This window comes from Brenneria rubrifaciens, from assembly GCF_005484945.1.
In the GTDB taxonomy this organism is placed as follows: Bacteria; Pseudomonadota; Gammaproteobacteria; order Enterobacterales; family Enterobacteriaceae; genus Brenneria; species Brenneria rubrifaciens.
Map to the genome: position 1 here is coordinate 2915072 of NZ_CP034035.1, position 16849 is coordinate 2931920.

16 protein-coding genes are annotated in these 16849 nt (G+C 55.1%); 10 read left to right on the plus strand and 6 right to left on the minus strand.

What is annotated here, in order from left to right:
• Positions 1-5: 5 nt before the first annotated feature.
• The 4 genes from fhuD to hrpB form a co-directional block, all read right to left on the minus strand.
• Positions 6-926: a Fe(3+)-hydroxamate ABC transporter substrate-binding protein FhuD gene (gene fhuD, locus EH207_RS13245; protein ID WP_137714411.1), complete on the minus strand. Its 921-nt coding sequence runs from the start codon at positions 924-926 to the stop codon at positions 6-8.
• Between the two features lie 2 nt (positions 927-928).
• Entirely contained in the window at positions 929-1726 is a 798-nt protein-coding gene (fhuC, locus tag EH207_RS13250; protein WP_137714412.1) for a Fe3+-hydroxamate ABC transporter ATP-binding protein FhuC, read from the minus strand.
• Between the two features lie 186 nt (positions 1727-1912).
• Positions 1913-4369 carry a bifunctional glycosyl transferase/transpeptidase gene (gene mrcB, locus EH207_RS13255; RefSeq protein WP_137714413.1) on the minus strand — a complete coding sequence of 819 codons (2457 nt, stop codon included), beginning with the start codon at positions 4367-4369 and terminating at the stop codon, positions 1913-1915.
• Positions 4370-4471: 102 nt separating this feature from the next.
• Entirely contained in the window at positions 4472-6916 is a 2445-nt protein-coding gene (gene hrpB / locus EH207_RS13260; RefSeq protein WP_137714414.1) for an ATP-dependent helicase HrpB, read from the minus strand.
• A 74-nt stretch (positions 6917-6990) separates the two neighbouring features.
• Here hrpB and thpR point away from each other — a divergent pair, with 74 nt between their 5' ends.
• The 9 genes from thpR (at position 6991) to panD (ending at position 14323) form a co-directional block, all read left to right on the plus strand.
• Positions 6991-7533: an RNA 2',3'-cyclic phosphodiesterase gene (thpR, locus tag EH207_RS13265; RefSeq protein ID WP_137714415.1), complete on the plus strand. Its 543-nt coding sequence runs from the start codon at positions 6991-6993 to the stop codon at positions 7531-7533.
• A gap of 7 nt (positions 7534-7540) precedes the next feature.
• Positions 7541-8242 carry a DNA/RNA nuclease SfsA gene (gene sfsA / locus EH207_RS13270; RefSeq protein WP_137714416.1) on the plus strand — a complete coding sequence of 234 codons (702 nt, stop codon included), beginning with the start codon at positions 7541-7543 and terminating at the stop codon, positions 8240-8242.
• Positions 8243-8578: 336 nt separating this feature from the next.
• Positions 8579-9034, plus strand: coding sequence for an RNA polymerase-binding protein DksA (gene dksA / locus EH207_RS13275; RefSeq protein WP_137714417.1), 456 nt, complete (start codon positions 8579-8581; stop codon positions 9032-9034).
• A 190-nt stretch (positions 9035-9224) separates the two neighbouring features.
• The gene (gene gluQRS / locus EH207_RS13280; protein WP_137714418.1) at positions 9225-10094 is read left to right on the plus strand and encodes a tRNA glutamyl-Q(34) synthetase GluQRS; all 870 of its coding nucleotides are present in this window, start codon (positions 9225-9227) and stop codon (positions 10092-10094) included.
• Between the two features lie 96 nt (positions 10095-10190).
• Positions 10191-11603 (plus strand): polynucleotide adenylyltransferase PcnB, encoded by a 1413-nt coding sequence (gene pcnB / locus EH207_RS13285; protein ID WP_137714419.1) that lies wholly within the window; start codon positions 10191-10193, stop codon positions 11601-11603.
• On the plus strand, positions 11603-12100 hold the full coding sequence (folK, locus tag EH207_RS13290) for a 2-amino-4-hydroxy-6-hydroxymethyldihydropteridine diphosphokinase (protein WP_137714420.1): 498 nt from the start codon (positions 11603-11605) through the stop codon (positions 12098-12100). Before pcnB ends, folK begins: the two co-directional genes overlap by 1 nt.
• A gap of 152 nt (positions 12101-12252) precedes the next feature.
• Complete coding sequence (gene panB / locus EH207_RS13295; protein ID WP_137714421.1) at positions 12253-13047, plus strand: 3-methyl-2-oxobutanoate hydroxymethyltransferase; 795 nt, start codon at positions 12253-12255, stop codon at positions 13045-13047.
• Between the two features lie 23 nt (positions 13048-13070).
• Complete coding sequence (gene panC, locus EH207_RS13300; RefSeq protein ID WP_137714422.1) at positions 13071-13925, plus strand: pantoate--beta-alanine ligase; 855 nt, start codon at positions 13071-13073, stop codon at positions 13923-13925.
• A 17-nt stretch (positions 13926-13942) separates the two neighbouring features.
• Positions 13943-14323, plus strand: coding sequence for an aspartate 1-decarboxylase (gene panD, locus EH207_RS13305; RefSeq protein WP_137715354.1), 381 nt, complete (start codon positions 13943-13945; stop codon positions 14321-14323).
• 47 nt (positions 14324-14370) lie between these two features.
• Here the strand turns inward: panD and EH207_RS13310 are convergent, their stop codons facing one another.
• Both EH207_RS13310 and EH207_RS13315 read right to left on the minus strand, forming a co-directional pair.
• Complete coding sequence (locus EH207_RS13310) at positions 14371-15141, minus strand: ABC transporter permease (protein ID WP_137714423.1); 771 nt, start codon at positions 15139-15141, stop codon at positions 14371-14373.
• Complete coding sequence (locus EH207_RS13315; protein ID WP_137714424.1) at positions 15138-16061, minus strand: ABC transporter ATP-binding protein; 924 nt, start codon at positions 16059-16061, stop codon at positions 15138-15140. Before EH207_RS13315 ends, EH207_RS13310 begins: the two co-directional genes overlap by 4 nt.
• A gap of 128 nt (positions 16062-16189) precedes the next feature.
• Here EH207_RS13315 and can point away from each other — a divergent pair, with 128 nt between their 5' ends.
• Positions 16190-16831 carry a carbonate dehydratase gene (can, locus tag EH207_RS13320; RefSeq protein ID WP_137714425.1) on the plus strand — a complete coding sequence of 214 codons (642 nt, stop codon included), beginning with the start codon at positions 16190-16192 and terminating at the stop codon, positions 16829-16831.
• Positions 16832-16849 lie beyond the last annotated feature (18 nt).

Here is a 16849-nt window from a genome sequence, read left to right on the forward strand (position 1 = left end):
GGTTTTTAACTGATATCACGCCGTGCCTCCAGCGCCTGTTCCAGCACGCGGCAGAAACGCATGGCCGATAGCGTGGCGCCATAAATCCAGACGGCGGGAACACGCTGCCAGCGTTGCTGACGCACGAACGGCATTGCCTGCCACAGCGGGCTACCGGCCACCTGCTGCGTTATCACGTCATTGCCGTGATCGAAACAGAGGGCGTAAGCATCATCAATCCCGGCCAGACGTTCAACGCCAACGATGGCGCTTCCCCAGAAATTGGTTTCCCCCTGCCAGGCATTGACGATCCCGATCTCATCCATCACTTCCTGAAAGAGACTGTTGTTGCCAATCACTATCGCGTGGCGCGTATTCAACAGGGAAAACAACAACAGCGGACGGCGGGTATAGGGACGCAAGCTTGTTTTTGCCTGCTGCATAAACTGAGAGAATTGTTGTAAGTGGCGGTCCGCTGCCGCGGGTCTTCCCAGCGCATTCGCCAGCTTGACTAACGATGCCTGAGCGAATGTCAGCGGCTTGCCGCCGCCATCGCTAAAACTGAATCCCATGATCGGCGCGATACGGGAGATTCTCTCCACCGGCGGCCCGTAACCTTCGGAATGCAGTATCAGCGAGGGTCGAAGCTGGGTCAGCAATTCCAGGTTCGGTTCAGTGCGCAACCCAACGTCAATAACCTGCGTCGGCAATACCGGTTCCTCCACCCACAGGCGATAGTTAGGTACATCGGCCACCCCAAGCGGCGTGATGCCCAATGCCATCAGCAGCTCAGCCGGCAGCCATTCCAGCGCCACAACGCGCTGTGCGTCAGGGTAAGCGGCTCCCCTGCTGAACGCGGGATAGAAAAGCGGAGATAACATCAGCGCCGTCAGCAAACGACGACGCATGGGATCCGGGGAATAAACGGAAGGTAATAAATCAGACATATTCAGCAAACATAACCGATCGGCGCGCCACCGCTGGGATGAGGCAAAATACCCATGGGGATGCCATAAATACTTTCCAATACCGAAGCCTGCATCAGGGCGGAAGGTTCGCCTTGCGCAATCATCTCCCCACCGCGCAATGCCATCAGGTAATCACAGTAGCGGGCCGCCATATTGATATCATGTAAGACGGCAATCACGGTTAATCCACGCGTCTGACTCATGCGTTGAATCAGCGCCAGCACTTCGACCTGGTGAGCGATGTCCAGCGCCGAGGTCGGCTCATCCAGCAACAGGCACCGGCTATCCTGCGCCACGGTCATCGCCAGCCACGCACGCTGTCGTTCGCCGCCCGACAAACTGTCGACCAGACGATTGGCGAACGCGTTCAGCCCGACCAGCCTGATCGCTTCGTCCACTTTTTCTCGATCGGCGCTGCCGAAACGCCCCAGCGCGCCATGCCACGGATAACGCCCTATCGCCACCAGTTCACGTACCGTCATGCCTTCCGCGGCAGGCAACTGCTGCGGCAGATAGGCAACCTGGCGGGCAAAGGATTTGCTGTCCCAATTTGCGGCCGGCTGCTCCCCCAGATACACGCGGCCACTGCTGGCAGGTTGGTGGCGGCCCAGGATTTTCAACAGTGTGGATTTCCCTGAGCCATTGTGTCCGATCAAACCACAGACTTTGCCGACGGGGAATGTCAGCGACAGTGGGTACAGTAACGTACGACCCGTGACGGAAAAACTCACCCCCTCCAGTCCGAACGTGGTATCAGGTAATCTATTTTTATTTTGCATAACGTGTTGGCTTTCAATGCAATTTGAGGAAATGATTAACCGTTGCCAGGTCAAGGGGAAACGATAATGATTATTATAAAGATTGCATAATAGGCCTAACGGAATCGTCTTCGCAACAAATTTACCGACGGGAGGATTGAAGCGCGCGTAAAGAAAATCCCCCGGAAAACCCGGGGGAATATACCGTTACTGGCCAAACATTTGCTTGATCCAGTCAGCCACGCCGTCGCCATTTTGCTGCTCTTGTTGCTGAGATTGCTGACCTGCCTGACACAGCGCCTGCGGATTCTCCGTCCAGACAGGCAGAACTCGCCCGGCACTGCTGCCGTTACAGACAAAGTTGCCGTCGGCGTCAACCGTCATGGTCGTGATCCCTTCAGGCGGCGTCAACATCAGCGGCAGAGGCGTTTGATTTTCCAGATAGCGGCGGTAAATCGTCAGCGCACCGTTCGCTCCCGTCAGTTTCGCCGGACCGTTATTATCGCGTCCGACCCAGGTGATCGCCACCTCTTTGCCATCTATCCCGGCGAACCAACTGTCACGCAGATCGTTGGTCGTACCGGTTTTCGCCGCCAGATGATAGTTCGGAAACTTAACCGCCAGTGAACGGGATGTGCCCCGCGCCACCACTTGTTGCATGCCGTACAGCGTGAGATAGGCAGCCTGTGCCGGAACAGCGCGTTCCGCCTGCGGGAAGCTTTGATACAGCACGTTGCCATCTTCCGCAATCACCGAACGCAGAGACGATAACGGCGCACGATTACCGCCGCCGGCGATTGTCTGATATTCCTGCGCGACTTCCATCGGCGTCAGACTGATTGACCCCAACAGCATTGCCGGTACGGGTTGAATGGCGATGTCTGGTATCCCCAATCGCTTCAGCGTCGCGGTGACCTGATCCAGACCAACAGCCATCCCCAGATTCACCGTCGGGACGTTCAGCGAGTTCGCCAACGCGTCAACCAGCATGACGCGGCCGCGGAATTGACGATCATAATTTTTCGGCTGCCACAGTTGTCCGTTTGACTGCCTGAACGACAGCGGTTCATCCGCCAGCCAGGTATTCAGACGATAAACATCCGGTTGGCTTAACGCCGTCAGATAGGTTGGCGGCTTCGCCAGGGAACCGACGGGACGGCGCGCCTGCAATGCACGGTTGAACCCGGCATATTGCGTCTGCGAACCGCCGACCATCGCGCGGATCTCACCGCTGAAACGATCCACAATCACCATGGACGACTCCAGATCGTTGACGTTGCGAGCCGCCCTTAGCGCCGGAATCCCCTCTTCCACCGCGTTTTCCGCCGCATTTTGAGACACGGGATCAAGCGTGGTGAAAATTTTCACCCCCGACAGATCGTTGACTTTGTCGCCCAGCCGCTGCTGCAATTCCTGACGCACCAGTTGCATAAAGGCGGGCTGCGGGCTGATGACGCCGCCTTTAGGTTGTACGCCCAGCGGACGAGCACTCAGCATATTGTACAGTTCGGCATCAATAACCTGCTGATTCTGCAATAGACGCAATACCAGATTGCGTCGTTCCAGCGTGATTTTCGGGTTACGCCACGGGTTATACAACGACGCGCCTTTTACCATGCCCACCAGCAGCGCCTGCTGATCGAGGCTCAGCTCATTGACCGGACGACCAAAGTAATAAAGGCTGGCCAACGGGAAGCCGCGGATCTGATCGCTCCCGCTCTGACCGAGATAAACCTCATTGAGATACAGTTCCAGAATGCGATCTTTGCTGTAGCGGTAATCCATGATTAACGCCATGTAAGCTTCGTTGGCTTTACGCCACAAGGAACGCTCATTGGTGAGAAACAGGTTTTTCACCAGTTGCTGCGTCAGGGTACTTCCCCCCTGTACCGCACGTCCGGCGGTAATATTCGCCAAAAACGCGCGGCCGATCGAATACAGGCTAATCCCGTCATGCTCATAGAAGTGACGATCTTCCGTGGCAATCAGCGTATCGACCAGCAGATCGGGAAATCCGGTACGCGGCACAAACAGACGTTGCTCGCCGTTAGGCGACTGCATCATGGTGATCAATTTCGGATCGAGACGGAAGAAGCCGAAATTGCGCTGGTTATCCAGATTCTGGATCTGCGCCAGACGATCGTTGCTAAACGTCAGACGAGCGCGAATTTGCCCTTCTTTGCCATCCGGGAAATCAAACGGACGCCGCAGCATTTCGATGACATTGCCCCGAACGCTGAATTCGCCCGGCCGGGTGATACGGCTGACCTGACGATACTGCATGCCTTCCAGCAGGCCGATCATCTCTTTCTGGTTATAAGACATCCCCGGCTCAAGGTTAAGCATGCGGCCATACACCGCCGCGGGCAATTGCCATACCTTACCTTCGATACGGCTGCGGATCTGGCTGTCGAGGTACACGCCATAAATCGCCAGCACGACCGCAAACACTAGGGACAGCTTGATAAAAAGCCCCAGCCAGCGTCTTTTTTTATGCGGTTTCCTTGTCATCTCTTCCTCATCGTCATAGCCATCATCGTCGTCAAAGTCGTCCAAATCATCTTCATAATCATCCCTGCGACGCCGTATTGCCTGCCTGTGTGTAAGTTTACGTCCTGACGCCCTTCCTTTGCGCCCGATAGGTTCGCGATCGTCCCGAGACATTACTGTTACTTCTCCATCAGGTTGTTAACGGCCACCAGCTTTGCGCTCAAGCGGTCTACTCTGTTTCCGCCGTTTCTTTCAAGGAAGCGGAAACGTCTGAAATTAGTGATCCCGATAGTGCCTGGTACGCCGGGTCGGGGCCGCATTCGCCGGGTCGTCCGGCCAGACATGTTTGGGATATCGCCCTTTCATCTCTTTTTGTACGTCACGGTAAGCGCCTTGCCAGAACGCGGCCAGATCGCGCGTAATCTGCAAGGGGCGTAGAGCCGGCGATAATAGTTCCAACACCAGCGCAACCCGCCCTTCCGCCAACCGCGGACTTTGCCGTTCGCCGAACATCTCCTGTAGCCGTACGGCCAGAACCGGCGGCTTATCTTCATAATAAGCGATGGGCAAACGGCTGCCGCCCGGCACAGTGTAATGACTCGGCAACGCACTATCCAGCCGCTGACGCAAAGGCCAGTCCAGCAGGCGCAGCAACGCCTCGCTCAAATCCACCTGCCGCAACGCGCGTAAATCACGCACGCCCGTTAAAGAAGGCTGTAGCCATGACTCCAGCGTCGCCAGCAATGTTTCATCATCCACCCGCGGCCAGTCGACCTCAGGCAGCCATTGGCGGGCGCATTGCAAGCGGGCGCGAAGCTGTGCCGCCGCAGGCTCCCAATTCAACCGGGCCAGCCCCTGTTCCCGCAGCCAGCCCAGCATAGCCTGTTGGAACGCTTCATCGGAAGGTTTGGTCAGCGGACGCGTCTGTAATATCAGGTTACCAATCTGGCTGCGTTTGCTGGCGCGCAGCGTGCCTTTTTCCTCGTCCCACTGCACGACGTTATGCTCGCTCACCAGCGCCGGCAACTGCTGTACCAGTTGATGAATGTCCAGCGGCAGAGCCAGCAGGATGCGCGCCTCCGCCGTGTGGCCGTTGTGCAATAAAGCCGGCGCCAGCAGCCAGTCGGCGCCAGACAGCGCATCATCGGGCGGCATCATGGCGCCCATGCCCCCAGCCAACTGATAGCGGCCGTCCTCACTGCGCCGCCGGGCGATGCGATCGGGAAAAGCCTGGGCCAGCAGCCAGGCGGCCCAGGCGGTATCTATACGGCCGGAAACCGGGGACAATCGCCGTGTCAGTTGCCGTCCGCGCCGCAACCAGTGTGGCAGCGGCCGATGCAGCCAGTCCAGCAGATTGATCGATCCGCCGCGGGGCGGTTCTTCCAGAATCGCCGCCAGACAACCTGCGGTTGCCAGCACATCGTCGCCTTGCCGGGCGGCGGCGCATAGCATCGTTGCCAGCCGGGCATCGCACCCCAGGGCGGCTATCTTTCGTCCTGCGGACGTCAGCCTGTCCTTCCGATCGGTAATCTGCAACTGTTCCAGCAGATTACGCGCGGACTGCATCGCGGCGCACGGCGGCGTATCCAGCCAGTTAAGCTGTCCCACATCTGTGCATCCCCACAGCAACAAGTCCAGCCAGAAACTGCTCAGATCGCTGTTGAGTATTTCGGCATCGCTTTGCGCCGCCGCGCGTTCGGCTTGCTCTCGGGAACAGAGGTGCCAGCAAATGCCGGGACTCACGCGCCCGGCGCGCCCGGCGCGCTGCACCATAGAGGCCTGACTGATACGCTGCGTCACCAACCGGGTTAAACCGCTTTTAACATCGAAACGCGCTACCCGCTCCAAACCGCAATCCACAACCAGGCGAATGCCTTCAATGGTCAGGCTGGTTTCCGCAATGTTGGTCGCCAGCACCACTTTTCGGCGGCCGTTTTCCGCCGGCAGAATAGCCTTTTGCTGCTCTGACAACGTCAGCGCCCCGTACAGCGGACATAAATCCACGTCATCCGTTACGTTGTTTTCCAACAGCGCCTGCACCCGCTTGATTTCGGCGACGCCGGGTAAAAACAGCAGCAGCGATCCCGCCTGATCCATCATTAAACGCCTTACCTGACGGGCAACGCCCTCTTCCAGACGCGCCTGGCCGTTCAAAGGCACAAAGTGGCGCTCAACCGGATAGCTTCGCCCTTCGGACACCACACAGGCGCAGTTCGGCAGCAGGGCGGAAAGGCGCGCGTTATCCAATGTGGCGGACATAATCAGCAGCTTCAAATCCTCACGCAGCCCTTGCTGTACATCCAACAATAGCGCCAGCCCCAGATCGGCCTGTAGGCTGCGTTCATGAAACTCATCCAGGATCACCAGCGCGATATCTTTTAGTTCGGCATCCTGCTGCAATAAACGCGTCAACATGCCTTCGGTGATCACCTCCAGACACGTCGTCGCGCTCACCCGGCTTTCCGCCCGCATCCGGTAACCCACCGTCTGCCCCGGTTCCTCACCTAATTGCCGGGCCAGCCGCCAGGCGACGCTTTTCGCCGCCAGGCGACGGGGTTCGAGCATGATAATCCGTCCGTTCAGATTGCCCTGTTGCAGCAACCGCAGCGGCAGCCAGGTTGACTTCCCGGCGCCGGTGGGGGCGTTGAGCAACACCTGAGGCGAGGAATGCAGCGCCGAGATCACCTCATTTAAAACGGCACTGACGGGCGGTAAAATCACAGAAATCTCCGTAAAGGTTAACTTTCAGCGGCTGGCATTGTAGCATCGGATGGAATCAGAACGGAGAGATAGACATGCACGTCACCCGCCGACTGTTTTTTGCGTTATCGTTGCCGGAAACGATCCAGCGGGACATTATCCGCTGGCGCGCTGAACATTTCTTACCGGAAGCCGGTCATCCGGTGGCCGCCGACAACCTTCACCTGACGCTGGCCTTCCTGGGGGAAGTCAGTGAACAGAAAGAGCGGGCGCTGCGCGCGCTGGCAGGAAGAATCCGCCAGCCTGAGTTTACCGTCGACCTGAACGACGCCGGACAGTGGCCTCGTCCCGGCGTGGTGTGGATAGGATGTCGGCAGGCGCCGCAAGGCTTGTTGCAATTGGCTGATTTATTAAGGTCACAAGCCGCCCGTAATGGCTGTTACCAAACATCCCAGCCTTTTCATCCGCATATCACGCTGTTACGCGGCGCGACCAGACCGGTTGCCTTACCGCCTGCGAATTTCAGTTGGCGGATAAAAGTGGATCATTTCTCGCTTTATCAATCTTTGTTTGAAAAGGGCAAAACCCGCTATCAGGCATTGGCAAGCTGGCCGCTGACCCAGCCTCTCTCACGTTAGGATACCCATGCAATTCACTCCTCGCCTACAGTCGGCCAGACTGATTAAACGCTACAAACGCTTCCTTGCCGATGTGCTCACCCCGCAGGGCGAAATACTCACGCTGCATTGCGCCAATACCGGCGCGATGACGGGTTGCGCCACACCGGGCGACACGGTCTGGTACTCCACATCCGACAATCCCAAACGAAAGTATCCCCACAGTTGGGAACTGACGGAAACGCAACAAAACGAATGGATTTGCGTCAATACTTTGCGCGCCAACTCATTATTGCATGAAGCCTTATCGGAAAATCGGATAGCGGAACTGGCTGGCTATAACATTTTAAAAACCGAAGTGAAATATGGGGCGGAAAATAGCCGTATTGATCTGCTGTTACAGGCGGGCGGCAGGATTGACTGCTATATTGAGGTGAAGTCCGTCACATTATCGCAACATGGATATGGTTACTTTCCCGATGCGGTTACCCTCCGGGGGCAGAAGCATCTGCGAGAACTGCAACAGGTGGTTGCCAATGGCGAACGAGCGGTATTGTTTTTCGCCGTGCTGCATTCGGGGATAGCACAAGTTTCTCCCGCTCAGCATATTGACCCACGCTATGCGGAATTATTCATGGCGGCGCAACAACAGGGGGTTGAAATTTTATGTTATGCCTCCACTTTGTCTCCTAATGGCATCAGGCTTACGCATCGGTTGCCATTATTATAAGTAGATAAATAAAGTGCGCATGGGTATAACACGCTAACACGTTGTTTATCATCTGATGATAATTAGCCGTTCCTCACACTTTATCAGGCCGGTGTCAGGAATCATTGCCAACCTAATCTCCATCTGCTATTTATAGCGGCCTGTTTTTCCCCGTTAGGGGATCGATATACCCAGAGTGATTGAAGTTCGGCCGAACAGCAAACGAAGGCGCGCCGAATGACCTGCAAGATAGGTGATTCGAGTAAGTGGAAAGAAGCAATTTTTATTGTGTCGGCCTACGCGGTAACTTCAAATATACAGGGTATAATGCGTGTCGTGTTATGTAGGAGAAGCAACATGCAAGAAGGGCAAAGCCGTAAGACATCTTCTCTGAGCATTCTCGCAATTGCCGGAGTAGAGCCGTACCAGGAGAAGGCGGGCGAAGAGTATATGAACAGCGTCCAGCTGGCTCATTTCAAGCGTATTCTCGAAGCATGGCGCAACCAACTCAGAGATGAAGTGGATCGTACTGTATCGCATATGCGAGATGAAGCCGCCAATTTTCCCGATCCTGTGGATCGCGCGGCTCAGGAAGAAGAATTCAGCCTCGAACTGCGCAATCGCGACCGTGAACGTAAGCTGATCAAAAAGATCGCAAAAACGTTGCAAAAAATCGAAGATGAAGACTTTGGTTTCTGTGAGTCCTGTGGCGTAGAGATCGGCATCCGCCGTCTTGAAGCCCGTCCAACCGCCGATTTGTGTATTGACTGTAAGACACTGGCGGAAATACGCGAAAAGCAAATGGCAGGATGATCATCCCGTTAAAAACCTGCCCTGTAAGCGTGGAATACGTGCGCAGGGTCAGGCTTTATGGAACAGGCTCTTCAGCCACATGAAGTGGACGATCAATCGAATACGATCGTTGCGTCTCTTTGACTCCACGCATTTTCAATGCCGCTCGTTGTGTTAGTGTGCTTACATCTCACTCTGCGTATATCTTCATATGTCAGCAACAAACCATTACGTCGGGCGCTTTGCCCCCTCTCCATCCGGCGCACTGCATTTTGGCTCGCTGATTGCCGCGTTAGGCAGTTACTTACAGGCGCGAGCCCAGTGCGGGCGCTGGCTGGTACGCATTGAAGACATTGACCCTCCCCGTGAAATTCCCGGCGCATCGGCGCGGATTCTCTCCCAATTGGAACATTACGGCCTGCATTGGGACGGCGACGTCGTCTATCAATCACAGCGGCATGAACATTACCGCAGCACGCTTAATCAGCTTCAACGGCGTGGGTTGAGCTATTACTGTACCTGCACCCGCAGCCGTATCCAGCAACTGGGCGGCCACTATGACGGTCACTGCCGCGATCTCGGCCTCCCTGCTGAGCGGGCCGCCGCGCGTCTACGACAAACAGCGCCGGTTTTTCACTTTCATGACCGCCTGCGCGGGGATATTCACGCCGATCGCGCACTGGCTGAAGAAGATTTTATCATTCATCGCCGGGACGGGCTGTTTGCCTACAATCTGGCCGTGGTGGTGGACGATCATCAACAGGGGATCACGGAAATCGTACGCGGAGCCGACCTGATTGAACCTACCGTACGGCAAATCGCGCTCTATCATCAGTTGGGTTATAAGGAACCGGATTACATTCACCTGCCGCTGGTGCTGAATAGCGCGGGACAAAAACTCTCCAAGCAAAACCATGCGCCTGCGCTGCCAGAGAGCGATCCACGCCCGATTCTGGTTGCGGCGTTGCAATTTTTGCATCAACCGCTACCGGAGAGCTGGCAGGACTTGACGCTTACGGCGCTGCTTGAGTGGTCTATCTCGCATTGGGCGCTGGATAAAATCCCTTTTAAGGCAGTCTGAAGTCACATGATCATTCTCAAAGGGGGTCTGGTGAGCTATGATTAGCCGCTATTTTTTGGTTGTGCCTTTATTTATCCATCACTAACGAGGTGTATTATCTTTACCCGAGTCGCTAATTTTTGCCGTAAAGTACTGAATCGCGAGAACGAAACGGTCGAACATGAGGAGACGCGTCAATATCTGACGGTAATCCCGCGTGACCAGCATAATATTTCACGCAGCGATATCAGTGATAATGCGCTGAAAGTACTTTATCGCTTGAACAAAGCGGGCTACGAGGCTTATCTGGTTGGCGGCGGCGTTCGTGACCTCCTGCTGGGCAAAAAGCCTAAAGATTTTGATATCACCACCAGTGCGACGCCAGAACAGGTGCGCAAGCTGTTCCGTAATTGCCGTTTGGTCGGCCGCCGTTTCCGCCTGGCACACGTGATGTTCGGACCCGAAGTGATTGAAGTCGCGACGTTCCGCGGTCATCACAACCAGCATCAGGAACAGCAGGAGATCAAGAATTCCGCCCAGCAAGCCCACAATGGCATGCTGCTGCGCGACAATATTTTTGGTTCGATTGAGGAAGACGCCCAGCGCCGCGATTTCTCCATCAACAGCCTGTATTACAGCATTGCCGATTTCACCGTTCGTGACTATACCAATGGGTTGAACGACCTGCGTCAAGGCATTATTCGCATGATTGGCGACCCGGAAACCCGCTACCGTGAAGATCCGGTGCGAATGCTGCGCGCCGTGCGTTTTGCCGCCAAGCTGGGAATGACCATCAGCCCTGAAACAGCACAACCGATCCCCCGTCTGGCGGCGTTGCTGCACGATATTCCCGCTGCCCGTATGTTTGAAGAGTCGCTGAAACTGTTGCAAACGGGCTACGGTTACCCGACTTATAAAATGCTGTGCGAATATCAGCTATTCCAGCCGTTGTTCCCGCTGATCAGCCGTCACTTCACTGAAACCGGCGACACGACGCTGGAGCGGATGGTCGTGAAGGTTCTTAGTAACACCGACCAACGTCTGCAAAATAGTTTGCGCGTTAACCCGGCGTTTCTGTTCGCCGCCATGCTGTGGTATCCGCTGATTGAACATGCGCAAAAGCTGGCGCAGGAAAGCGGCCTGGCCTACTTCGACGCCTTCTTGCTGGCCATGAACGACGTGCTCGACGAGCAATGCCGTTCACTGGCCATTCCCAAGCGTATTACATCCATGGTGCGGGATATCTGGCAACTACAACTGCGTCTGTCACGTCGTCAGGGGAAACGCGCGTATAAGCTGATGGAACATCCAAAATTCCGCGCCGCCTATGACCTGCTCTGTCTGCGCGCGGAAATAGAAAACCATCAGGAACTGTTGCGTCTGTCCGCATGGTGGGGCGAATTTCAGGTCGCCGCGCCGCCGCTACAGCAGAACATGCTCAAATCACTGGATGATGGCCCAACCGCACATCGTCGCTCGCGGCCCCGCCGTCCACGCAGACCGACGACGATTCACAGAGAAAATAGTTGATGACGCGGGTTTATCTGGCGCTGGGCAGCAATCTGGCACAGCCGCTACAGCAAGTGCGAACCGCATTGGCCGCGCTGGATAACGTCCCGCTCACCCAGATAATCAGTTGTTCTTCGTTTTACCGAAGTCGCCCGTTGGGCCAGCAGGATCAGCCGGATTACCTCAACGCGGTCGTCGCGATGGAAACCGGGCTGAGCGCGGAACAGTTGCTGAACCATACGCAGGCGATTGAGCTTGAACAGGGACGTGTGCGCAAGGCACACCGTTGGGGACCCCGCACGCTGGATCTGGATATTCTGCTGTTCGGTGACGAGGTGATTGATACGGCGCGGCTGACGGTTCCGCATTACGATATGAAAAACCGTGAATTCATGCTGTATCCGTTGGCTGAAATCGCACCCGCTCTGGTGTTCCCCGATGGCGAACCGCTTTCTCACCGCCTTTCCTGCGTAGACCGTAACGGTTTGACGCTGTGGGATAGCGATAACCCCGATTGAACCGCGTTCATTAAGAACACTTCTCTCACGGCCCGTTTCACTTGCCTTGATAGACTTCAACAACTTGCAAGATAAGGCTATATCCCTGCACGCCCGCTTCCATTAGAATGATTGCCTTTCATTCTTCGCCCTATTGACTTAGGAAGGCTGTCATGAAACCGACGACCATCTCCCATTTACGCCAATGGAAAAAAGAAAAGCGTAAATTCGCTACGATTACGGCTTACGACGCCAGCTTTTCCCGCCTGTTTTATGAGCAGGGAATTAACGTGATGCTGGTTGGCGATTCACTGGGCATGACATTACAAGGGCATGATTCAACGTTGCCCGTCACCATCAGCGACATGGTTTACCACACGCGCTGCGTGCGGCGCGGCGCGCCTTTCGCACTGGTGCTTTCGGACATGCCGTTCATGAGTTACGCCACGCCAGAGCAAACGTTTAGTCAGGCCGCGGAACTGATGCGCGCCGGCGCCAATATGGTCAAACTGGAAGGCGGAAGCTGGCTGGCGCCGACGGTCAACATGCTGACTGAACGCGCGGTGCCCGTTTGCGGGCATCTCGGTCTGACGCCGCAATCCGTTAATATCTTCGGCGGTTACAAAGTTCAGGGCCGGGACGAAACGGCAGCCAATCAATTACTGGATGACGCGCTTGCGCTGGAACAGGCTGGCGCCCAGTTACTGGTTCTGGAGTGCGTGCCGGTTGTTCTGGCGCAGCGTATCACCGAAACCCTCGCCATTCCGGTTATCGGTATCGGCGCCGGTAACGTCACTGATGGGCAAATCCTGGTTATGCATGACGCCCTTGGCATCACCGGCGACAAAACCCCTAAATTCGCTAAAAACTTTCTGGCGCAAAGTGGCGATATTCGTACTGCCGCACGCCGCTATGTACACGAAGTGGAACAGGGTATTTATCCCGCCGAAGAACATTCTTTCCATTAATGCCGTTCGTTAAGGAGTCAGGTGTGTTGATTATTGAAACCCCTCTGCTGCTACGCCGTGAAATTCGCCGCTGGCGTCAAGAGGGGAAATGTATTGCGCTGGTGCCCACTATGGGGAACCTGCACGATGGGCATTTGACCTTGGTGGATGAAGCCCGCGTGCGCGCCGATATCGTGATCGTCAGTATTTTCGTCAATCCCATGCAGTTTGAACGACAAGAAGATTTAGCGCACTATCCCCGGACCTTGCAGGAAGATTGCGAGAAATTGAATCATAAAGGCGTCGATCTGGTTTTCGCGCCCGGCCCGGATGTGATATATCCAAACGGATTGGAAGAGCAAACGTTTGTCGAGGTGCCGGGTCTGTCTCATCGGTTGGAAGGCGCCAGCCGCCCCGGTCATTTTCGCGGCGTCGCCACCATTGTCAGTAAACTGTTCAATATGGTGCAACCGGACCTGGCCTGCTTTGGCGAAAAAGATTATCAGCAGTTGCTGCTGATCCGTCAGTTGGTCAGCGACATGGGCTATGACATCAGTATTGTCGGCGTGCCGATTGTGCGGGCGAAAGACGGCCTGGCCTTGAGTTCACGCAATGGCTATCTCAGCCCGGAAGAGCGCCAGATCGCGCCGCGGCTAAATAAGGTGATGGCTAGCGTGGTTGCGCGATTGGCCAGCGGGGAGCGCCAGATTGATGATTTACTGGGTCAGGCGGAAGAAAAGCTTCGGCAAGCCGGCTTTACACCTGACGAACTGTTTATTTGCGACGCCGAGACATTACAACCACTGACAACAGCCAGCACGCGTGCGGTTGTTCTCATGGCAGCCTGGTTAGGCAAAGCGCGATTGATTGATAACCAGCAGGTCGATTTGACTGTATGAACAGAGGTAACAAAGCGATGATACGTACCATGCTGCAAGGCAAACTGCACCGGGTAAAAGTCACCCAGGCAGACCTGCATTATGAAGGCTCTTGCGCCATCGATCAGGATTTTATGGATGCTGCGGGCATCCTGGAATATGAAGCGATTGATATCTATAACGTGGATAACGGACAGCGTTTCTCGACCTATGCCATTGCCGGCGAGAGAGGTTCGCGGATTATTTCTGTCAACGGCGCGGCGGCGCGCTGCGCTTGCGTGGGTGATAAGCTGATCATCTGTTCTTATGTGCAGATGTCCGACGAGCAGGCAAGAGAGCACCGCCCCAAAGTCGCCTATTTCTCCGGCGATAACGCGCTTCAGCGTCAGGCCAAGGCCATTCCGGTACAGGTCGCCTGACGTGAAGAGGGCGGTGGCGACACCGCCTTCTTACCCTTTTAACCCCCTCAGGTACGCAGTCCGTGTCCGCGTTCGATCAACCACCATGCCAGAAGATAGAACACCACGATAAAGCCAACCAGCACGGCCAGGGTTAAGACCAGCGGGACATCATGAATGCCGAGAAAACCATAGCGGAACCCGCTGATCATATACACCACCGGATTAAGCTTTGACACCGCCTGCCAAAACGGTGACAGCAGCGTTAAGGAATAAAACACCCCGCCAAGATAGGTCAGCGGCGTCAACACAAAGGTCGGGATCAGGCTGATGTCATCAAACGTGTTGGCGAATACCGCATTCAACAACCCCGCCAACGAGAACAACACCGCCGTCAGCAGCAGCGTCAGCACGATAATCCACCAGGCATGAACCTGGAGCGGTACAAAAAACAGAGAAACCACCGTAACCAATATGCCGACGCACACGCCACGCGCCACGCCGCCACCGACATAACCCGCGATGACCACATGGGTCGGCACTGGCGCGACCAAAAGCTCTTCGATGTTACGTTGAAACTTCGCACTGAAAAATGAAGAGGCGACGTTCGCGTAGGAATTGGTGATCACCGACATCATGATAAGGCCGGGTACGATGAACTGCATATAGTCAAAACCGTGCATCTCACCGATACGCGAACCAATCAGGTTGCCAAAAATAATAAAATACAGCGTCATGGTGATAACCGGCGGCAATAGCGTCTGCGCCCAGATGCGTCCAAAACGGTGTATTTCTTTACCCCAGATACTCTGTAGGGCCACCCAATACAACTGCATCATGCTTTTTCTCCCTTACCGTTAACCAGGGTGACAAACAGCTCCTCCAGCCGGTTCGCCTTGTTACGCATACTCAATATCTGTATCCCCTGCGCGCTTAACTGGCTGAACAGCGCATTCAGACCCTGCTCACGCATGACCTCCACCTCCAGCGTCGACGTATCCAGCAAACGGAACGGATAACCTTCAAGCTGAGGTAACGGACTTCTGGCGGCCAAATCGAAAATAAACGTTTCAGATTTCAGTTTGGAGAGCAAATGCCGCATCGACGTATTTTCCACCAGCTCGCCATTCTGGATAATGCCGATATTGCGGCACAGCATTTCAGCCTCTTCCAGATAGTGGGTGGTCAAAATAATCGTGGTGCCCTGCGCGTTGAGCTCTTTCAGAAAGCCCCACATGGAACGGCGCAACTCAATATCTACGCCGGCGGTTGGCTCATCAAGAATCAGCAGTTTGGGTTCATGCATCAGCGCACGGGCAATCATCAAACGGCGCTTCATCCCGCCGGAGAGCATCCGGGACTGCTCATTACGCTTCTCCCACAGATCCAACTGCCTGAGGTATTTTTCCGCCCGCAACAACGCGTCGCCGCGTTTTACGCCGTAATATCCTGCCTGGCTCACCACAATCTGCAATGCGGTTTCAAACTGGTTAAAGTTAAATTCCTGCGGCACCAACCCCAGTTGATGCTTGGCGTTAACGGCATCCCGATCCAGGTCATAGCCAAAAACCTGTACCCTTCCCGCGGTTTTATTTACTAATGAGCTAACAATGCCAATGGTGGTAGATTTTCCCGCGCCATTTGGCCCCAGCAGGGCATAAAAGTCGCCCGCTTCGACCTGTAGATCGATCCCGCGCAATGCCTTGACGCCGCCGGCGTAGGTTTTGGTTAATTGCGCCAATTCCAGTGCATATGTCATAAAAAATGGATTGCCTTATTATCCGTGAGTTATACCGTTTCGATTTTGAAACTATCGTTTTTCAAACGCCGGGTGTTGCCTTATATTAATCCCCATCGCCCCTTGTTTGTTACAGGTCATTTACTTTCATGAAAGATATTGAAACGCTCATCGCCAACAACCAACGCTGGTCGAAAACGATGGTGGAAGAAGATCCTGGTTATTTTGAACGACTGGCGCAGACACAACAGCCTCGTTTTTTGTGGATTGGATGCTCGGATAGCCGCGTACCCGCGGAAAGCCTGACCAGCCTCGAACCTGGAGAGCTGTTTGTTCACCGTAACGTCGCCAATCTGGTCATTCACACCGACCTCAATTGCCTGTCCGTTGTGCAATATGCTGTCGAAGTACTGGAAGTCGAACATATCATTATCTGCGGCCACTACGGTTGCGGCGGTGTGCAAGCGGCGCTTGAAAACCCCGAACTGGGGCTGATCAACAACTGGCTGCTGCACATCCGCGACCTATGGTACAAGCATAGTTCGCTACTGGGAGAACTGCCGCCCGAACAGCGGCTGAATACGCTGTGCGAAATCAATGTTATTGAACAGGTTTATAACCTCGGCCACTCTACCGTGATGCAGTCAGCCTGGAAACGCGGGCAGAAAATCACGGTCCACGGTTGGGTTTACGGTATTCAGGACGGTTGCCTGCGGGATTTGGAAGTCACCGCCACCAGCAGAGAGTCACTGGAGCAACGCTACCGCCGCGCGATTTCCTCCCTGCCCTGATTTACAGTTAACGCCCTG

Coding starts and splice junctions, on each gene's coding strand:
- fhuD (WP_137714411.1), bottom strand. CDS start 926: ATGTCTGATTTATTACCTTCCGTTTATTCCCCGGATCCCATGCGTCGT.
- fhuC (WP_137714412.1), bottom strand. CDS start 1,726: ATGCAAAATAAAAATAGATTACCTGATACCACGTTCGGACTGGAGGGG.
- mrcB (WP_137714413.1), bottom strand. CDS start 4,369: ATGTCTCGGGACGATCGCGAACCTATCGGGCGCAAAGGAAGGGCGTCA.
- thpR (WP_137714415.1), top strand. CDS start 6,991: ATGCACGTCACCCGCCGACTGTTTTTTGCGTTATCGTTGCCGGAAACG.
- sfsA (WP_137714416.1), top strand. CDS start 7,541: ATGCAATTCACTCCTCGCCTACAGTCGGCCAGACTGATTAAACGCTAC.
- dksA (WP_137714417.1), top strand. CDS start 8,579: ATGCAAGAAGGGCAAAGCCGTAAGACATCTTCTCTGAGCATTCTCGCA.
- gluQRS (WP_137714418.1), top strand. CDS start 9,225: ATGTCAGCAACAAACCATTACGTCGGGCGCTTTGCCCCCTCTCCATCC.
- folK (WP_137714420.1), top strand. CDS start 11,603: ATGACGCGGGTTTATCTGGCGCTGGGCAGCAATCTGGCACAGCCGCTA.
- panB (WP_137714421.1), top strand. CDS start 12,253: ATGAAACCGACGACCATCTCCCATTTACGCCAATGGAAAAAAGAAAAG.
- panD (WP_137715354.1), top strand. CDS start 13,943: ATGATACGTACCATGCTGCAAGGCAAACTGCACCGGGTAAAAGTCACC.
- EH207_RS13310 (WP_137714423.1), bottom strand. CDS start 15,141: ATGATGCAGTTGTATTGGGTGGCCCTACAGAGTATCTGGGGTAAAGAA.
- EH207_RS13315 (WP_137714424.1), bottom strand. CDS start 16,061: ATGACATATGCACTGGAATTGGCGCAATTAACCAAAACCTACGCCGGC.
- can (WP_137714425.1), top strand. CDS start 16,190: ATGAAAGATATTGAAACGCTCATCGCCAACAACCAACGCTGGTCGAAA.